The organism is Halopseudomonas sp. (genome assembly GCF_038130085.1).
Classification (GTDB): domain Bacteria; phylum Pseudomonadota; class Gammaproteobacteria; order Pseudomonadales; family Pseudomonadaceae; genus Halopseudomonas.
Window position 1 is genome coordinate 1 of record NZ_JAYPMU010000040.1, and the last position, 15,131, is coordinate 15,131.

A 15,131-nucleotide genomic window follows, 5' to 3' on the forward strand; every position below is an offset into this window, starting at 1 on the left:
ACAGGCGGTCACGTTCAAACGGAATGGGCGGTCACGATGGGCCGGAATATGCACCTTCACACGCTTCACCCGTAATGGTGTGGTTTGGCCCGATGGCACGGAGACCATGGTCGATGCAGTGATCTGGTGCACCGGCTTCAAACCCGCGTTGGGTCACCTGACCAACCTGGGGCTGATCAACGATGAGGGGCGAGTCGAGGTTGAGGGGACTCGCGCCGTCCACGAACCCAGGCTCTGGCTGGTGGGCTATGGCGAATGGACGGGATCGGCTTCAGCAACCCTGATCGGGGTGACCCGTACGGCACGTAGCACCGCAACCGAGATCGAACAGTTTTTGGCAACGGCGGAGGCCTGAGGGCCTCCGCTCTGAGCCGCTTGATCAGGCCTGCGGAGCCGCATCGAGGTGCCTGGGCAAGGCGATGGAAATCAGCGCAGCGGCCAGCACAAACGCACTGGAAACCCACAGGCAGGCCTCCAGACCATAAGCCTGGAATACCCAGCCCGAGAGTAACGTACCGATCAGTCGCCCCAGCGCGTTGGACATGTAGTAGAAGCCCACATCCAGCGACACGCCATCCTCCTTGGCGTAGCTGACGATCAAGTAGCTGTGCAGCGACGAGTTCACAGCGAACAGAACGCCGAACAGCATCAGCCCACCCAGCAGCACAACCTGAGGCGACAACCCCGCCGAAAGACCAAGGGCAATAGCCGCAGGTAAGCCAGCCAGCAGTGACGCCCAAACAAAAGCAGCTCGCCCATCGGGGACATGACCACGTTTTTTCCCGGTGATGTTCGGGGCGAACGACTGCACGATGCCGTAGCCGATGACCCAAGCCGCCAGGAAGCCGCCCACCAGCCAGAAGTCCCATCCAAACACGGTGCTCAGGTAGACCGGCAAGGCCACCACGAACCACACATCACGGGCACCGAAGAGGAACAGCCGGGCCGCAGAGAGAATGTTGATCGCCCGGCTCTTGGAGAGGATGTCGCGGAACTTGGGCTTGGCTTTGGCCTTGCCCAGGTCTTTCTTCAGCAGGAACAGGCTAGCTATCCAGATCAGGGCCAGTACGGCGGCCATCGCCAGCACTGCGCCCGTGAACCCCATCAATGCCAGCAACGCACCGCCGAGGAAAAAGCCAACTCCTTTCAGCGCATTCTTCGAGCCAGTGAGGATCGCCACCCACTTGTAGAGCGTGCCTTGCTGGTTGTCAGGCACCAACAGCTTGATCGAACTCTTGGCGCTCATCTTGTTGAGGTCTTTGGCGATACCCGACATGGCCTGCGCGCCCATCACCCAAGGGATGGTTAGCCAGGCGACGGGCACAGTGAGCATCAACAACGCCACAACCTGTAGGCCCAAGCCAATGTTCATGGTGCGATTCAAGCCCAGCCGAGCCCCGAGATAGCCGCCCACCAGGTTGGTGATAACGCCGAAGATCTCGTAGAACAGAAACAGCGCCGCGATCTGCAGCGGCGTGTAGCCCAAGGTGTGGAAGTGGAGCACCACCAACATGCGCAAGGCACCGTCGGTGAGGGTAAAGGCCCAGTAGTTGCCGGTGACCAGCAGATACTGGCGCACTTCCGGGGAAAGGGCTGACAACGCCTTCATGATCGCTCCCTGTTAATTGGCCAAACCGACCAGTTTGGCCAGCTCTACAGCGCGGTTGGCGTATCCCCACTCGTTGTCATACCAGGCGTAGATCTTCACTTGGGTGTCATTGACCACCATGGTCGACAGTGCATCAATGATCGAAGAACGTGGATCGGTGCGGTAGTCAATTGAGACCAGGGGACGCTCCTCGTAGCCGAGGATATTCTTTAGCGGGCCATCGGCGGCGGCTTTGAGCAGCGCATTGACCTCATCTGCAGAAGTGGCGCGCTCGACTTCGAACACACAGTCGGTGAGAGAAGCGTTTGCCAGCGGTACGCGCACGGCATGGCCATTCAGCTTGCCGCGCAGCTCGGGGAAGATCTCTGCGATGGCCGTGGCCGAACCCGTGGTAGTCGGGATCAGACTCATGCCCGAGGCACGAGCACGACGCAGATCCTTATGCGGCTGGTCGAGGATGCTCTGGGTATTGGTCAGGTCGTGAATAGTAGTGATCGAGCCGTGGCGAATACCCAGGTTCTCGTGAATGACCTTGACCACAGGAGCTAGGCAGTTGGTGGTGCAGGACGCAGCGGTAACGATGCGATGCTGAGTGGGATCGAACAGGTGTTGATTGACCCCCATAACCACGTTCAGTGCACCTTTCTCCTTGACCGGCGCGCACACCACCACACGCTTCACCCCCTGATCCAAGTAGGCCTGCAGCACTGCAACGGTTTTCATCTTGCCGCTGGCTTCGATGACCAGATCGCAGCCCGACCAATCGGTGTCAGCAATCGCCTTATTGGCGGTGACCTTGATGCGGCTGCCACCGATCACGACATGATCACCCTCGGCGCTGGCTTCGTTGTTCCAGCGGCCATGCACCGAATCGAAGTTGATCAGGTGGGCGTGAGTCGCTGCGTCACCTGCCGGGTCGTTGATCTGTACGAACTCGAACTCTGGCCAGCTCCAGGCTGCACGCAAGGCGAGACGTCCAATACGACCAAAACCGTTGATACCTACTTTGATGCTCATGTTTGTATTCTCTCGGGGCGGCTAGCTGCGGGGAATTACGACTGGGCTGTGTCGAACTGGCTGATGTAGTGGGTATGTGCTGGGTGCTGAATCGCACGGGGGCGTAGCGCCTGCACATCACTGATCGCCTCGCGCAGTGGTACGCCGCACTCGATCAGCAGCTGTGCGGCAATCAGGCCGGTACGACCCGACCCGCCTTTGCAGTGAATGGCAATGTTCTTACCTTCCGTGAGCAACTGCTTGATCCGCTCGCGATTAACGTCCCACGCCACCTGGAATCGCTCACCGGGCGCCTGATCGTCCTCCACCGGCAGGTGGAACCACTCGATGTCGCGCTGCCGACACTGCCCAGGCAGATTTTCGACTTCGTTCTGGGTCAGTTCTTCGGTGGGCATCAGGGTCAGCAAGGCTGAAGCACCGGCCCCTTTGAGAGTGTCCAGCGCCTCAGCGACCGATGTGTCTTTGGTACCAGGGCACGGCGTGAAGATCAGTTGGCCTTTGACCTGCTCGGAGGTCAGCACGGAGTACGGATGCTGTTGCACGATCAAAAAATCCTTCAGATGGAACGTTGATTAACGCGTTTCGAGAGTTCTTCTGCCGATTCCTTTCGCTCGGAATAGCGGTCAACCAGGTAGTCGGAACGCTCACGCAGCAGCAGGGTGAACTTCACCAGCTCCTCCATCACGTCCACTACGCGGTCATAGAAAGCCGAGGGTTTCATCCGGCCAGCCTCATCGAACTCCAGGAAAGCCTTCGGGACAGACGATTGGTTCGGGATGGTGAACATGCGCATCCAGCGGCCAAGTACACGCAGCTGGTTGACCACGTTGAAGGATTGCGAGCCTCCACAGACTTGCATCACCGCTAGGGTTTTACCTTGAGTTGGGCGGACTGCACCCATGGCCAACGGAACCCAGTCGATCTGCGCCTTGAATACGGCAGTCATCGAGCCGTGACGCTCCGGCGAGCACCAGACTTGTCCTTCCGACCACTGCATCAACTCGCGCAGCTCCTGCACCTTGGTATGGCTATCTGGAGCATCGTCCGGCAGCGGCAGGCCAGATGGATTGAATATCCGAGTTTCGGCACCGAAGTGCTCCAGCAGGCGAGCGGCTTCCTCAGTCAGCAAGCGACTGAACGAACGTTCGCGGGTCGATCCGTAGAGCAGCAAGATGCGCGGCTTGTGCTTGACGGTAAGAGGGCCGCCGAGTTTGTCGAGGGTGGGCAGATCGACTAGTTGAGCATCGAGATTGGGGATGTGTTCTTCAGACATACGTCTACTCCTGAGCGAGTGCTGCGCGAGGCTGGTCGAACCAGCGGCGCTTGAGCCACAGCGCCACCCCGACAAGGGCGATCAGCACCGGCACTTCCACCAGAGGGCCGATCACCGTGGCAAAGGCCACCGGCGAAGCCAGACCGAACGTGGCAATAGCCACAGCAATAGCCAGTTCGAAGTTGTTGCTGGCAGCGGTAAAGGCCAGCGCGGTAGTACGTGGGTAGTCAGCCTCCAACAGCTTGCCCATCCAGAAACTGATGAAGAACATCACCACGAAGTAAATGGTCAGCGGGATGGCGATGCGCAGCACATCCAGCGGCAGTTGCAGCACCATGTCGCCCTTGAGGCTGAACATCGCCACGATAGTCAGCAGCAAAGCGACCAGCGTCAGCGGGCTGATGCGGGGGATGAAACGCTGGTTGAACCACTCTTCGCCTTTGCGGCTGATCAGGAGCTTGCGCGTCATGAAACCAGCCAGAAACGGAATGCCGAGATAGATCAGTACGGACTCGGCGATGCTGACAAAGCTCACGTCGATCACGCTGCCCTGTAGTCCGAACAAAGGTGGCAGCAGGCCGAGGAAGATCCAGGCATACAGGCTGAAAAACACGATTTGGAAGATGCTATTGAACGCGACCAGGCCAGCAACGTACTGGTTATTACCCCCTGCGATCTGGTTCCACACCAGTACCATGGCAATGCAGCGCGCCAGGCCGATAAGGATCAGGCCTGTCATGTAATCGGGGTAATCGCGCAGGAAGATCACCGCCAGGGCGAACATCAGTACCGGGCCAATCACCCAGTTCTGGATCAGCGACAGCGCGAGAATGCGCTTGTCCTTGAACACCTCGGGTAGCTCTTCATACCTGACCTTGGCCAACGGCGGGTACATCATCACGATCAGGCCAATGGCGATCGGGATATTGGTCGAGCCTACCGACAAGCTGTTGAGCCTGGCCGGTAGGCCCTCGAACAGGCTGCCCAGGCTGACCCCAATGGCCATGGCGAGAAAGATCCAGATCGTCAGGTAGCGATCAAGAAATGAAAGGCGGCTTTTGCTCATCCTCATGCCTCCAGAGTTAGAGCGTACCGATCAAGGCCAGCTCAGCCTTGAGTTGCTCGGTATCCATCTGCAGCGGTAAAGCCAGGAAGGCTTCAACGCGGGTTTTAATCTGCTCCAGGGTGGCGGCAAAAGCGGCTTCGATCTCGTCCTCACTGCCCTGGTATTCCGATGGATCAGCCAGCCCCCAGTGAGCCTTGGTCGCCGGCCCAAAAAATACCGGGCAGGCTTCGCCGGCAGCCTTGTCGCAGACCGTGATCACGAAGTCAGGGGCTAGACTCTCGTGAATATCGCTGGATTTGCTGAAGAGCCCTGTAGTCGAGATACCTGCGCTCTCCAGCGTTTTCAGGCTTAGCGGATGCACTACACCTTTCGGCTGACTGCCGGCGCTGTAGGCTTTCATGCCAGCCGGTGCCAAGTGGTTGAACACAGCCTCGCAAAGAATGCTGCGGCAGCTGTTGGCGGTGCAGAGAAACAAAATCTTCATCGAGCTATCTCGTAAAAGTAGAGTGCGGCTCAGCAGCAGGCAGCGAGCCGCTGCGGGCGGTCGCCCATCACATCGAGGCGTTTGGCATCCAGGCTGAGCCAATGCTGATTGGCATCCAGAGTGGTTTTCAGAACAGCGATCACCCAGTCCGGTAGGCTGGGGTGCAGGCGGTAATAGACCCACTGGCCTTGTCGGCGATCTTCCAGCAGACCGCAGTTGCGCAGTTGTGCTAGGTGGCGGGAAACCTTCGGCTGGCTTTCATCCAGCGCGCAGGTCAGCTCACAAACGCACAACTCATCCTCGCGGGTGATGAGCAGCATCAGGCGAACGCGGGTCTCGTCAGCCAGGCATTTGAATACGGTGGTCGGTGTCAGGTGGTCAGCCATAGAGGTCTCAACGTTTAGTTTTCACCAGCACGAACATCTTGATGCGCTCGTGTATCTCGTGAAGGGTGTGGCGGAATGCGTCGGGCTGGGTGCTGGTCACCGGGTCTTCAAAGTTCCACGCCAGTACCTCACCAGCACCTGGAAGGGCCTGGCACTCCAAAGACGACTTATCGCACAGTGTGATGACGTATTCGAAACGCTCGCCGGCAAACTCATCAATGGACTTGCTGCGCAGCCCCTCGGTGCTTACGCCAAGGTGCTCAAGCGCATCCAGGGTGCGCGGATCAACCTCACCAGGCTCAGTGCCGGCGCTGAATGCCTCGAAACGTTCGGAATCAGTGTGTCGCAGTAGCGCTTCAGCCAGCTGCGAGCGAGCAGTGTTAGCCACACAAACGAACAGCACGCGGGTCTTGTTAGACATTGCCAAATCTCGAATCGAATATGGTTTAGCAAATATATGTTTTATCGAATATACAGTAAAGCGAAAATCATCATCCGGTGCACGAGCTCCCCGGAAAGTGATGTCAATAGCTTGGTTTTGCTGGCTTCCTGCTGCCGTCAGACCGATATCGTGAGCTAGAAATACTCAGTAACATCTGCCTGATCGCATATATGAATGTTGTAATCTTTTCGTCATCAGAAGAGCCTTAGGCTTCATCGCATCTCTAACCCAAGCAGGAACCTTGCGATGAAAAAAATGACTTTGACTGCAATGCTGTTGACCAGCCTGTTCGCCACCGCCGCCTTCGCTAGTCAGTACGACAAGCCTGGCTTTGTCACCGAAGTCGAAGATGGCCGCCTGTGGGTGTTCCGCGAAGGCTCTAAGGAACTGGAAGAATTCAAGAAAACCGGCGAGCCGGCCAAGCAGTTCACCGACATCGGTAGCGGCCCGAATGGCATGACGGTTAAATCTGCGGACGATCAGACCCTGAAGGACTACCTGCAATCGCTGAAGAAGTAAGCGGAACCAAGAGTCCGAGCGCCTGTCGCTCAGCGCCGCCTTCGGGCGGCTTTCTTTTATGCGTCCGGTTCGTGTTGTTCGCAGCTATGCCCCCTCAGGCCAGCAACTGGTTATTTGAAGCAACCGGTCTCGATGCCTCGTAGGTCTTTTCAGTCGCTTGGGTAATCTGCTCAAGCACGGGATCGCTTATGGTAGTCAACTAGCCCCGAAGCCAAGACCATAAGTGCCTATGATGCGTACTGTTGGGCCCATTAAACCTACAACCCCACCATGGCGGGATCGCCATCTGCGATCACTCCCGCCAGCGCTCACGCAAGAGGATTCGCAGACTGATAGTGCTGGTCACAGAGTCACGCCCTCGATAATGGGTTCATCGTAGACATAGCAGACGCGCTGCCCGAGCCAGTCCTGAGGAAATGGCTGCTCCTGCCTAATCGTATCCTCGATGATGGTAACCATGACTTGCCGTGCGAGAGCCCGAAGATCTTGGCATCCAACAGCCTGCATAACCGACGCGGGCCCTGATAGGCCTCATTGAGGCTGGAGCGCAATACACCAAAACCCCTGAGAAAACAGGCCAGACCGCTTACCTGCTCGAAGCGGATCGGAGTCTCAGTGGCCAGGAATGACGGCCAGGGCATCAAGCACATCCCTGCGCAGAAAGCGCTGGAAGCCGACTTATCTGGACTAATAGCCTTCAAATTGGGCCAAAAAATCAGATTCTATAATCGCTCTATAATCACTTTATAATCGCCTATAAAGCTCATTCCAGAGTGCTCCGGCAGCCTGCAGATAGCGGCAGCCACACTGCGCTACTAAAGGTTGACCCGCCGCGCGCCACGAATGCTTGTGTTCGGGCCGAGGTTCAAGCTCCGTTGGTTAATCTTGAAGCAAACCATGAGCCGTGATCCGCCTTCGCGCGTGCGCACGTCGATTGCAATCAGCTTTCGGGCTTGGTCTTCTTCACCGGCGGCAGAAAAAACATTGGCCTCTGTGGAGGGGCAATCAGCGTGTCAGTGGATTTGATGCTTGTGCCTTTGCGGCGTTTCGTTTTTCCGTCCTTTCCGACCGCAAGCACATCGCCTGTAGCGATCGCCATATCCAGAGCCTGCTTTACACGTAGCTCGTCGGCCATGGTGTAATTCGTCAGTCCGGTCATTAGTCCGCTGAACGGCTGCCGCTCACGATCATAAACCTGCCTGGGGAGGAGTTCTGAGAGCTCATCACGGATGCGATCGGCCGTTGCGTCATCAAAATGGTGTTCATCCAAAAGAAGATCAGGCTGCCCAGTTACGGCGATATCGCGATTGGCGTCATATCCGAAAAAACTGGACGGTGACAGCATATGGGAAAAATTATTGCCGTACTTCCAGTGAATTTTCTTCATTACATCGTTGGCACGGTAGTTGTTCGCCAGGTGGATAAACCAATAGGCCATCGGGTTGTTGCCAGCTGGACGGATGAAAAATACGGTCATGTACTCCGCGCCGCTTTCTTGTTTGATTCCCTCCGAAAGGAAGCGCTGAATGATGTATTGCCAATTTCGAGGCTGATGTGCCTTCAACTCCTTCAGCGTGCTCCATGGCACATGGTGATCTAAGCCGATATTGGAAATAGCTTTGCGGTTTGCCTGTCGGTCAGCAAGGTACGTAACCAGGAAGTCGACATTGAATGTAAGCAGAACCTCTGCACTGCTCAGATTCTGGAAAATCCATTTGATCTTGGGAAATGGTACGTCGCCGTATCCATACTGATCCAAGAGAAAAAGCACGCGTTCGCCTTTCCCGAAGAACTTGAGCTTTTGCGCAATGATTGGCAGGGCCTGGGTAAATTCGGCACTATGCAGGTGGACATCGCTACCCACTCGAGAGGCATGGCCGCGAGCGGCCAGTACAGCGTGCAGGCAAGCAATGTTTTCAGGTTTCACATCTACGAAATAATGCTGCGAGCGAATGGTGCGCGGCTTGATGCGACCCTGGTTGTTACGCACCTCTGATTCTTGAATGGCCTCCAGTGCAATTACTGGAGAGCCGAAGTGGGTGCCGCCAGCGCCGTCATGGTAGATGCCGCCGCCGCTGAAACCATCAACTATGGATAGCCCCAGCTCCGGCATCTGCTGATTCCGCATCAGAACATCAATGTAGGCCTGTATGTAATCATCAATAATCTGATGTTTGATCCTGCTGTGCGGATCAATGGTCGGGAAGGTCTGCGTTCCCCAATCCCAACGATACTTCTCTTCATCCTTGGCCATCTGCATTCCTTATTTTGGTATCAGGCGAGATTGAGTAGCGGAATTTCATCCCAGGTCTGGCCGTTCAGCAGCCGCCCGTTGGCCTTTTTCGAGCGTTTCACTCCATCAGAGCCCCAGCCGCCCCATTGCTTGAAGAAGAAGGCTGAGCCGAATGAATCGCATTGCTGGTGTATGTTATCCACCCATTCTTGTTTCATCGGCCGGGCTTTCGGCCCTGACTCACCACCAACGATCACCCAGTGAATCTCAGTCAGATCCAGCTCTCCCAAATCCTCCAACAGTGGCTCAACAGAGAGAAAGCGAATAGTGGCGTTTACACGGCGTAAACAGTCGATCCTTGGCACTCCATACTCGCGATCCTCAACAGACACCCCCAGCCAGGCATTGGCAGGCGGTGTCCGGCTGCCGAAGTATGTAGCTAGGCGCTCGGCACGCTTAGTGAGTATTTGGAATGTGTGCTGAGAGGCCTTCTGAATCACCTCGAAGACTTGATCGATGTAATCGTCTGGCACATGTTCATGGAACAGATCAGACATTGAGTTCACGAAGTAAATCGTCGGTTTCTTGCGCTGCAACGGCTCCTGAAGCTTCTCCGGTCGCAGACTCAAGCGAAAACCGTTTTCATATCCTGGCGTCCCCATCGCCTGCAGCCGGTGCGCCATGTTTTCGGCGTAGCAATGCTTGCAGCCTGGCGAAACTTTGGTACATCCCACCACGGGGTTCCAAGTCATTTCCGTCCATTCGATGCTTGTCTGTGTACTCATTGCACAGTCACTCCTGTCCTGCGTCGATATTAGTGAGAAGCTGGCGAGTGAGTCAAAGTGCCAGCATTAAGTTCAAGGGCGGGTCGAGCTGCTAGGCCACCAAAAGAAATAGCGGGGTCGATATAGCGCATGGCTGACTTCATGTCCTTCCAGCCCACGTAGGTCATCAGTGCCTTGAGATCCCAGCCATTGGCCGTGGCCCAGGTGGCGAAGCCGCGGCGCAGCGAATGACTGGTATACAGCTCAGCCGGGATACCCGCACGCTGCAATATCTGGCGTAGCAGGCTGATCAGGCTGCCGGGATGCAGCGCTCTGTCATTCAGGTGCCCCCAGCGATCCAGGCGGCGGAACACGGCCCCTCGTACTATGCCGGCGACACTGATCCAGTCGAGATAAGCCTGTACCGGACAGAGGCGTTTCAGGGCTGGAGCGTAATGGGTCGTGCCAAGGTTCTCCCGATCCCCCTTGCTCTGCGGCAAGAACAAGGTCATGCCGGCGCCGGCCTCAACCTGGACATGCTCAACCTGCAAGCGGCAGAGCTCGTCGCTGCGGAACCCCCGCCAGAAGCCGACCAGCAATAACGCCATGTCGCGTCGGCTTCGTAGCAGACTTGCCAAGTCGCCCGACTGCTGAGCGCGTTCGACCTCCTGATTCAGCCACTGAACTGCCTGTTCTAGATGCTGCACCTGCAGTGGGGCTGCTTGCTTAGCCTGCGCCGGATGCAGGGTGCGGATGCCCTTGAGTACCTGGCGCACTGTGGGTGTTTTGGTTGGATCGGGGAAGCCTTGGTTGATGTGCCACTGGGCGAGGGCTGCCAGCCGCTGCTTCATCGTACTGAGGCTCAGAGTGTCGGCGTAGTCCACCAGGTAGCGCACGATGCTGTCACCGGTCGCCGGTAGGAAGCCGCCCCAAGTCACCTCGAAGTGTTCGACGGCCGACTGGTAGCTGCGGCGGGTGTTTTCCCGCGTGCCGGCATGCAGATAGCGCTCGACGTCCTTCATCGCCTGGGGTTTGCCCTATGTGTACTGGAAAACGACTGAAAAATAGCCATTTTCGCCCATCCCATTAAATAAGTCTCGGTTATTTTATCTTATTTCATCCTTCAAATCCTGCTTTACTTCAGAACAAATTAGTATGTAAATACGTGGTATGTAATCCAATACGAAATCGTAGGAGCAGACCATGGCCCGCGGCGGCATCAATAAGGCGCTGGTTCAGAAGGCCCGCCAGGCCATCCTGGCGCGAGGAGAGAACCCCAGCATCGATGCGATACGGGTCGAACTGGGAAACACTGGTTCAAAAACCACCATTCACCGCTACCTGAAAGAACTCGAAGACGCTGACTCCGATCGGAGCGCTGTCGTACTGCCGCTCAGCGAGCAGTTGGCCAACCTGGTGGGCCAGTTGGCGGATCAGCTCAGGGAGGAAGCGAAGGCCGAGGTGGCGCACGAGCGCGAGCAACTGGCTCGGGAACGACTTGATTACCAGAACCAGGTTCAGCAGGCAGAAAGCCGTATCCAGCAGCTGGAAGGTCAGTGCATTGAGCTCACGGAGCAGCTCCAGACTGCCCAGCAAGCGCTACTGCAGGAACGACAGATGCGTCAGCAGGCTGAGGTCGGGAATGCCCGCCTACAGCAAGCCAACCAAGACCAAGAAACGCGCCTGCGGGATCGCGATGAGCAAATCCTCTCGTTGGAAGATAAGCATCAACATGCTCGTGATGCCCTGGAGCACTATCGCCAGGCCAGCAAGGAACAGCGTGAGCAGGAGCAGCGTCGCCACGAGTCGCAGATGCAGCAACTGCAACTGGAACTACGGCAATTGCAGCAGACCCTGATCGTCAAACAGGACGAGTTGACCCAACTGAACCGCGACAATGCGCGCCTGCTCACAGAGGCGCGGCAGCTGCAAAAAGAGCAGCATGCACAGCAACAGCTATTGGCGCAGAAGGTCCAGGCCTTGGAAGCCGCTCAGCGCACGTTGATCGGAGCTGAACGCGCGAATGAGGCCCTGGAACAGCGCTGCAGCACATTGCAGGAGGAGGTGTCTCGGTTAAGCGAGACCTCCGCGACCCAGGCGCAGCAAGCGCAGATCCTGCAGGAGCGCTTGGCCGAAGCCATCACGCACCTGAAACTGCTCGGGCATACGCCGCTCACTACCAGCGGTAATGAAACAGGTACATGACCCTGTGTTTCCAGCTCAAAGGCCGCCCTCGGCAGGGATCAAACTGGCAGTCCATATTCAATCGAACGAATAGCCTGCCGCACAGCGCGCGTACCAAATCCGGTTACCAGTAGCTCGACCGGCTTCTCATTGGACAGCACGACATTCGGTGCCGTTAGCCAGCGGAGCGAACCTCCTAGATCACCTTCGTGCAGCTCCAATAGCGCATCGAGGATCTCGATAAGACGACAGAACACCTCACCTGCCTGCATAGACATCACGGTACTGTCGGGGGACGCAGTGACCCACTCCGCAATCTGCTCCGCCGACCGTTCCAGCTCGCTCGCCAAATCGGAGATCAACGAAATCGGCAGGCCCGCCAGCACGGCGACGTGCAGGTAGTAGTGGCCTTTCGGCAAACCCAGTTTTTCGAGGAGTCTTCCCATAACTGCCTCCAGGATAATTGGCCATTTGATAATGTCATCTTGGCCCCGAGTTTGCGCATGATGGCTTCGAACCATCCGCACCGTAGTTTCGAGAGAGACCGAATGAACATTACTTGAAGGCTACTCGGCAGTGCGAGAGGGCTTTGGCAGTGACGCTTTGATCGGTGTTATTATTGAAACCTGCCCAAGAGCTTCCTCTCCCGGGTACGTGTACCGGTGATGAAACTTGGTTTGAGGCGGTCTCGTTGAGGCCGCCTTTGTCGCTTCTGGGAGAGCCCCCAGTGCTAAGCAGCCATATGCGTCGAAGCGCAAAGCCTCGACCAAAGCTGTTCGCAGGCCCTCTAACTCGGCATTTCTCCAATCTTATGAACTCGCGCTGAGTACGGACGGCGGGAATTATCTGCAATTATCTCGGCAGAGATAATTGATCAATATTTAGCCACCGCAATTGAGCAGCGCCTCTCAAAATTAATCCTTTAGACACAGCAGGTTACAGAACAAATGTCCTAATTTTTGCCTTATCTCGGCATGCCCCCGTTAAGCCTTAGCCAAACCGTTTCTCTGCTGGCTTAATCGCATCACGCTCCACAGCATCGAGTACCTTCACCAGCCCACGGCTCTGATGTGGCCACTTCTGCAGAAAAGCCTTACAGAACAGAAGCCTACAGCCTAAATGAATGAATTTTCTCCTTATCTCGGCATGGCCCCCTATGAGCGCGCTGGAGAACCGCGTGCCACCGCTGCTCGTAGCGGTCCTGATCGCTCTGCTGATGGGGTTGTCGGGACCCAGATTGCCGAGCATCGAACTGGCATGGACCGAGCGCCTGACCTTCGCTTTGCCGGTACTGCTCCTGGGGCTCGGCGTGTGCCTCGCCGGCGTACTGTCGTTTCGCCGCGCTCGCACTACGGTCAATCCACTAATGCCGCAGCAGGCTTCGGCATTAGTGGAGGCTGGCATCTACCAATACAGCCGCAACCCCATGTACTTAGGCTTCGCCATTATCCTTGCGGCTTGGGCGCTGGCCTTGGCCTCGCCTCTGACCCTGCTGGGCGTGGTTGCTTTCGTGCTGTACATGAACCGTTTCCAGATAGCAGCCGAAGAGTGGGCGCTGGAAGCACTGTTCGGCGAATCATTCGTCCGCTACCGCGCACAAGTCCGCCGCTGGCTCTGAGCCTCGGCGGCGTTAGCGACTGCCGGGGCATACTCGTCACATCAGCATGCCGAAGATGCCCACGACCTAGCCTGATCTCCTCGTGAGGAACTGATTTGGGCACATGCCGCTAGCATGTCTCTGGTCGATGACATAGCGGCAACGAGTGATGTCACAAGTTCACTCCGGTTGATATCGAGCTAACTGTCTAGCAACAGCGTTGAGCGCAAAGCAGGCTTATGCTTCGCTGCGATGACTGTCGGCCTGCCTGGTGTCGATACAAACACTGCCGTCTAGTTCCATTTCAAGTGTCGAGTGGCTGACTTTGAATTGCTCATGAAGTACTCGTTTTAAATCAGTCTTTACTCGTTCAATTTCGGGCAGGCTAGCCTTCTTGATGACAACGTGAGCTTCCAATGCAGTTGAATGTTCGGCAATTTCCCAGACATGTACGTGGTGAACACTCACAACGTCGTCCACTTGCTCCATGACATTGATTATATCAGTGATGGAAACTCCTTCTGGTGCGCCCTCCATTAACAAGTGAATGGTTTTAGGCAGCATGCTAAAGCCCTGCCAGAGCACGTACCCAGCAATCATCAGTGTCAGGACAGTATCCGTCCAGTACCAGCCATACAGAAGAATCAATGTTCCGGCAATAATAACCCCGACGGAGGCCAGCGCATCCGACACATTGTGCAGGAATGCCGCCTTTATATTCATGCTATTCTTAGACATTGTGTAGGTGAGCAAGGCCGTGACGACATCTACAATCAAGGCTATTCCCGCCACCACGACCACTGTCCATCCTTCAATGGGCTGTGGGGCAAAAAACCGACCTATAGCTTCGTAGATGAGGTAGAGACCAACGATAATCAGCGTGACCAAGTTAATCAAAGCCGCTATGGTTTCACTGCGTCGGTAGCCGAAGGTTTTAAAAGCATCTGGCGGTTTGCGACCGATTTTACGTGCGATGAGCGCAATAACCAGTGATGCGGCATCGCTCAAGTTATGTAGCGCGTCAGCTATGAGTGATAAACTGCCAGAAACTATTCCTCCAACAACTTGTGCCAGAGTTAGCACAGTATTAACGCCAATGGCAGCGATTAAACGCTTATCGCCTATGGCTTCGGTGTTATGGTTATGTTCGTGAGCCATTGGTTTTTAACCGTCCTTAAATAACATAAGACAAGGATAGGGAGCCCAAAAAAAGTAATAGATAATACTAGCACCAATACCATCTGGCCTTCCAAACCACACTGACAGAAATGCGACCACTCTCAAGCGAGTTCGTGCATTATCGTCTGAAACTTGCCGATAACTGGCCGATCCCTCTCAAACGTTAAACGACGTTGCTCGCTAATGATAGATGATACGGCGTCAATCCGAGGATGACAAAATTGTAATCTTCCAATCATTCTTTTCGTAGGATAGGCCCTTGCAGATTGGTGCGCCTCGGTGCTGACATGACGAAGCAAGGCGCTCATGTCACCGCGCAATGGAAGGGCGGTTGCAGGAGCTGAGTGCAACACGGTTATTGAATTGACGCAGGAGCAT

General features: G+C 56.0%; 17 protein-coding genes and 1 pseudogene. 4 read left to right on the forward strand and 14 right to left on the reverse strand.

All coding sequences use genetic code 11. The annotated features are described in order from the left end of the window. Positions 1–355 (forward strand): annotated as a pseudogene (locus AAFM31_RS17170) (pyridine nucleotide-disulfide oxidoreductase); the annotation flags it as partial. Positions 356–379: 24 nt separating this feature from the next. Here the strand turns inward: AAFM31_RS17170 and arsJ are convergent. Genes arsJ through AAFM31_RS17210 form a run of 8 tightly spaced genes read right to left on the reverse strand, consistent with a single transcriptional unit; the run spans position 380 to position 6,256 of the window. After that, positions 380–1,609 (reverse strand): organoarsenical effux MFS transporter ArsJ, encoded by a 1,230-nt coding sequence (arsJ, locus tag AAFM31_RS17175; RefSeq protein ID WP_096006323.1) that lies wholly within the window; start codon positions 1,607–1,609, stop codon positions 380–382. A 12-nt stretch (positions 1,610–1,621) separates the two neighbouring features. Beyond that, on the reverse strand, positions 1,622–2,626 hold the full coding sequence (locus tag AAFM31_RS17180) for an ArsJ-associated glyceraldehyde-3-phosphate dehydrogenase (protein WP_096006322.1): 1,005 nt from the start codon (positions 2,624–2,626) through the stop codon (positions 1,622–1,624). A 35-nt stretch (positions 2,627–2,661) separates the two neighbouring features. Then, a complete protein-coding gene (locus tag AAFM31_RS17185; RefSeq protein ID WP_096006321.1) occupies positions 2,662–3,168 on the reverse strand; it encodes a dual specificity protein phosphatase family protein in 507 nt (168 codons plus the stop codon). Positions 3,169–3,182: 14 nt separating this feature from the next. After that, the gene (gene arsH / locus AAFM31_RS17190; protein WP_034073044.1) at positions 3,183–3,899 is read right to left on the reverse strand and encodes an arsenical resistance protein ArsH; all 717 of its coding nucleotides are present in this window, start codon (positions 3,897–3,899) and stop codon (positions 3,183–3,185) included. Between the two features lie 4 nt (positions 3,900–3,903). Then, a complete protein-coding gene (gene arsB / locus AAFM31_RS17195) occupies positions 3,904–4,965 on the reverse strand; it encodes an ACR3 family arsenite efflux transporter (protein WP_096006320.1) in 1,062 nt (353 codons plus the stop codon). A 16-nt stretch (positions 4,966–4,981) separates the two neighbouring features. Continuing rightward, complete coding sequence (locus AAFM31_RS17200; RefSeq protein ID WP_065336089.1) at positions 4,982–5,449, reverse strand: arsenate reductase ArsC; 468 nt, start codon at positions 5,447–5,449, stop codon at positions 4,982–4,984. A gap of 29 nt (positions 5,450–5,478) precedes the next feature. After that, positions 5,479–5,835, reverse strand: a complete 357-nt coding sequence (locus AAFM31_RS17205; RefSeq protein WP_065336111.1) for a metalloregulator ArsR/SmtB family transcription factor — start codon at positions 5,833–5,835, stop codon at positions 5,479–5,481. Positions 5,836–5,842: 7 nt separating this feature from the next. Further along, positions 5,843–6,256 carry an arsenate reductase ArsC gene (locus AAFM31_RS17210; protein WP_096006319.1) on the reverse strand — a complete coding sequence of 138 codons (414 nt, stop codon included), beginning with the start codon at positions 6,254–6,256 and terminating at the stop codon, positions 5,843–5,845. Between the two features lie 267 nt (positions 6,257–6,523). Here AAFM31_RS17210 and AAFM31_RS17215 point away from each other — a divergent pair, with 267 nt between their 5' ends. Then, complete coding sequence (locus AAFM31_RS17215) at positions 6,524–6,796, forward strand: hypothetical protein (protein ID WP_096006318.1); 273 nt, start codon at positions 6,524–6,526, stop codon at positions 6,794–6,796. 940 nt (positions 6,797–7,736) lie between these two features. On the opposite strand, the gene AAFM31_RS17220 is transcribed toward AAFM31_RS17215, so the two are convergent. The 3 genes from AAFM31_RS17220 to AAFM31_RS17230 are packed head-to-tail and all read right to left on the reverse strand — an operon-like array spanning position 7,737 to position 10,815. Then, on the reverse strand, positions 7,737–9,050 hold the full coding sequence (locus AAFM31_RS17220; RefSeq protein WP_096006317.1) for a three-Cys-motif partner protein TcmP: 1,314 nt from the start codon (positions 9,048–9,050) through the stop codon (positions 7,737–7,739). 20 nt (positions 9,051–9,070) lie between these two features. After that, positions 9,071–9,814 (reverse strand): phage Gp37/Gp68 family protein, encoded by a 744-nt coding sequence (locus AAFM31_RS17225; RefSeq protein ID WP_096006316.1) that lies wholly within the window; start codon positions 9,812–9,814, stop codon positions 9,071–9,073. Positions 9,815–9,843: 29 nt separating this feature from the next. Next, positions 9,844–10,815, reverse strand: a complete 972-nt coding sequence (locus AAFM31_RS17230; RefSeq protein ID WP_096006315.1) for a site-specific integrase — start codon at positions 10,813–10,815, stop codon at positions 9,844–9,846. Between the two features lie 181 nt (positions 10,816–10,996). On the opposite strand from AAFM31_RS17230, the gene AAFM31_RS17235 reads away from it, so the two are divergent. Beyond that, positions 10,997–11,998 (forward strand): DNA-binding protein, encoded by a 1,002-nt coding sequence (locus tag AAFM31_RS17235; RefSeq protein ID WP_049688556.1) that lies wholly within the window; start codon positions 10,997–10,999, stop codon positions 11,996–11,998. Positions 11,999–12,036: 38 nt separating this feature from the next. On the opposite strand, the gene AAFM31_RS17240 is transcribed toward AAFM31_RS17235, so the two are convergent. Then, complete coding sequence (locus AAFM31_RS17240) at positions 12,037–12,423, reverse strand: antitoxin Xre/MbcA/ParS toxin-binding domain-containing protein (RefSeq protein ID WP_096006314.1); 387 nt, start codon at positions 12,421–12,423, stop codon at positions 12,037–12,039. A 710-nt stretch (positions 12,424–13,133) separates the two neighbouring features. On the opposite strand from AAFM31_RS17240, the gene AAFM31_RS17245 reads away from it, so the two are divergent. Beyond that, on the forward strand, positions 13,134–13,595 hold the full coding sequence (locus AAFM31_RS17245; protein WP_083729409.1) for an isoprenylcysteine carboxylmethyltransferase family protein: 462 nt from the start codon (positions 13,134–13,136) through the stop codon (positions 13,593–13,595). A gap of 216 nt (positions 13,596–13,811) precedes the next feature. Here AAFM31_RS17245 and AAFM31_RS17250 read toward each other — a convergent pair whose 3' ends face one another. Then, positions 13,812–14,732, reverse strand: a complete 921-nt coding sequence (locus tag AAFM31_RS17250) for a cation diffusion facilitator family transporter (protein ID WP_083729407.1) — start codon at positions 14,730–14,732, stop codon at positions 13,812–13,814. A gap of 122 nt (positions 14,733–14,854) precedes the next feature. Beyond that, positions 14,855–15,131 (reverse strand): hypothetical protein (locus AAFM31_RS17255; protein ID WP_341709120.1); only part of this gene is annotated, 277 nt, incomplete at its 5' end.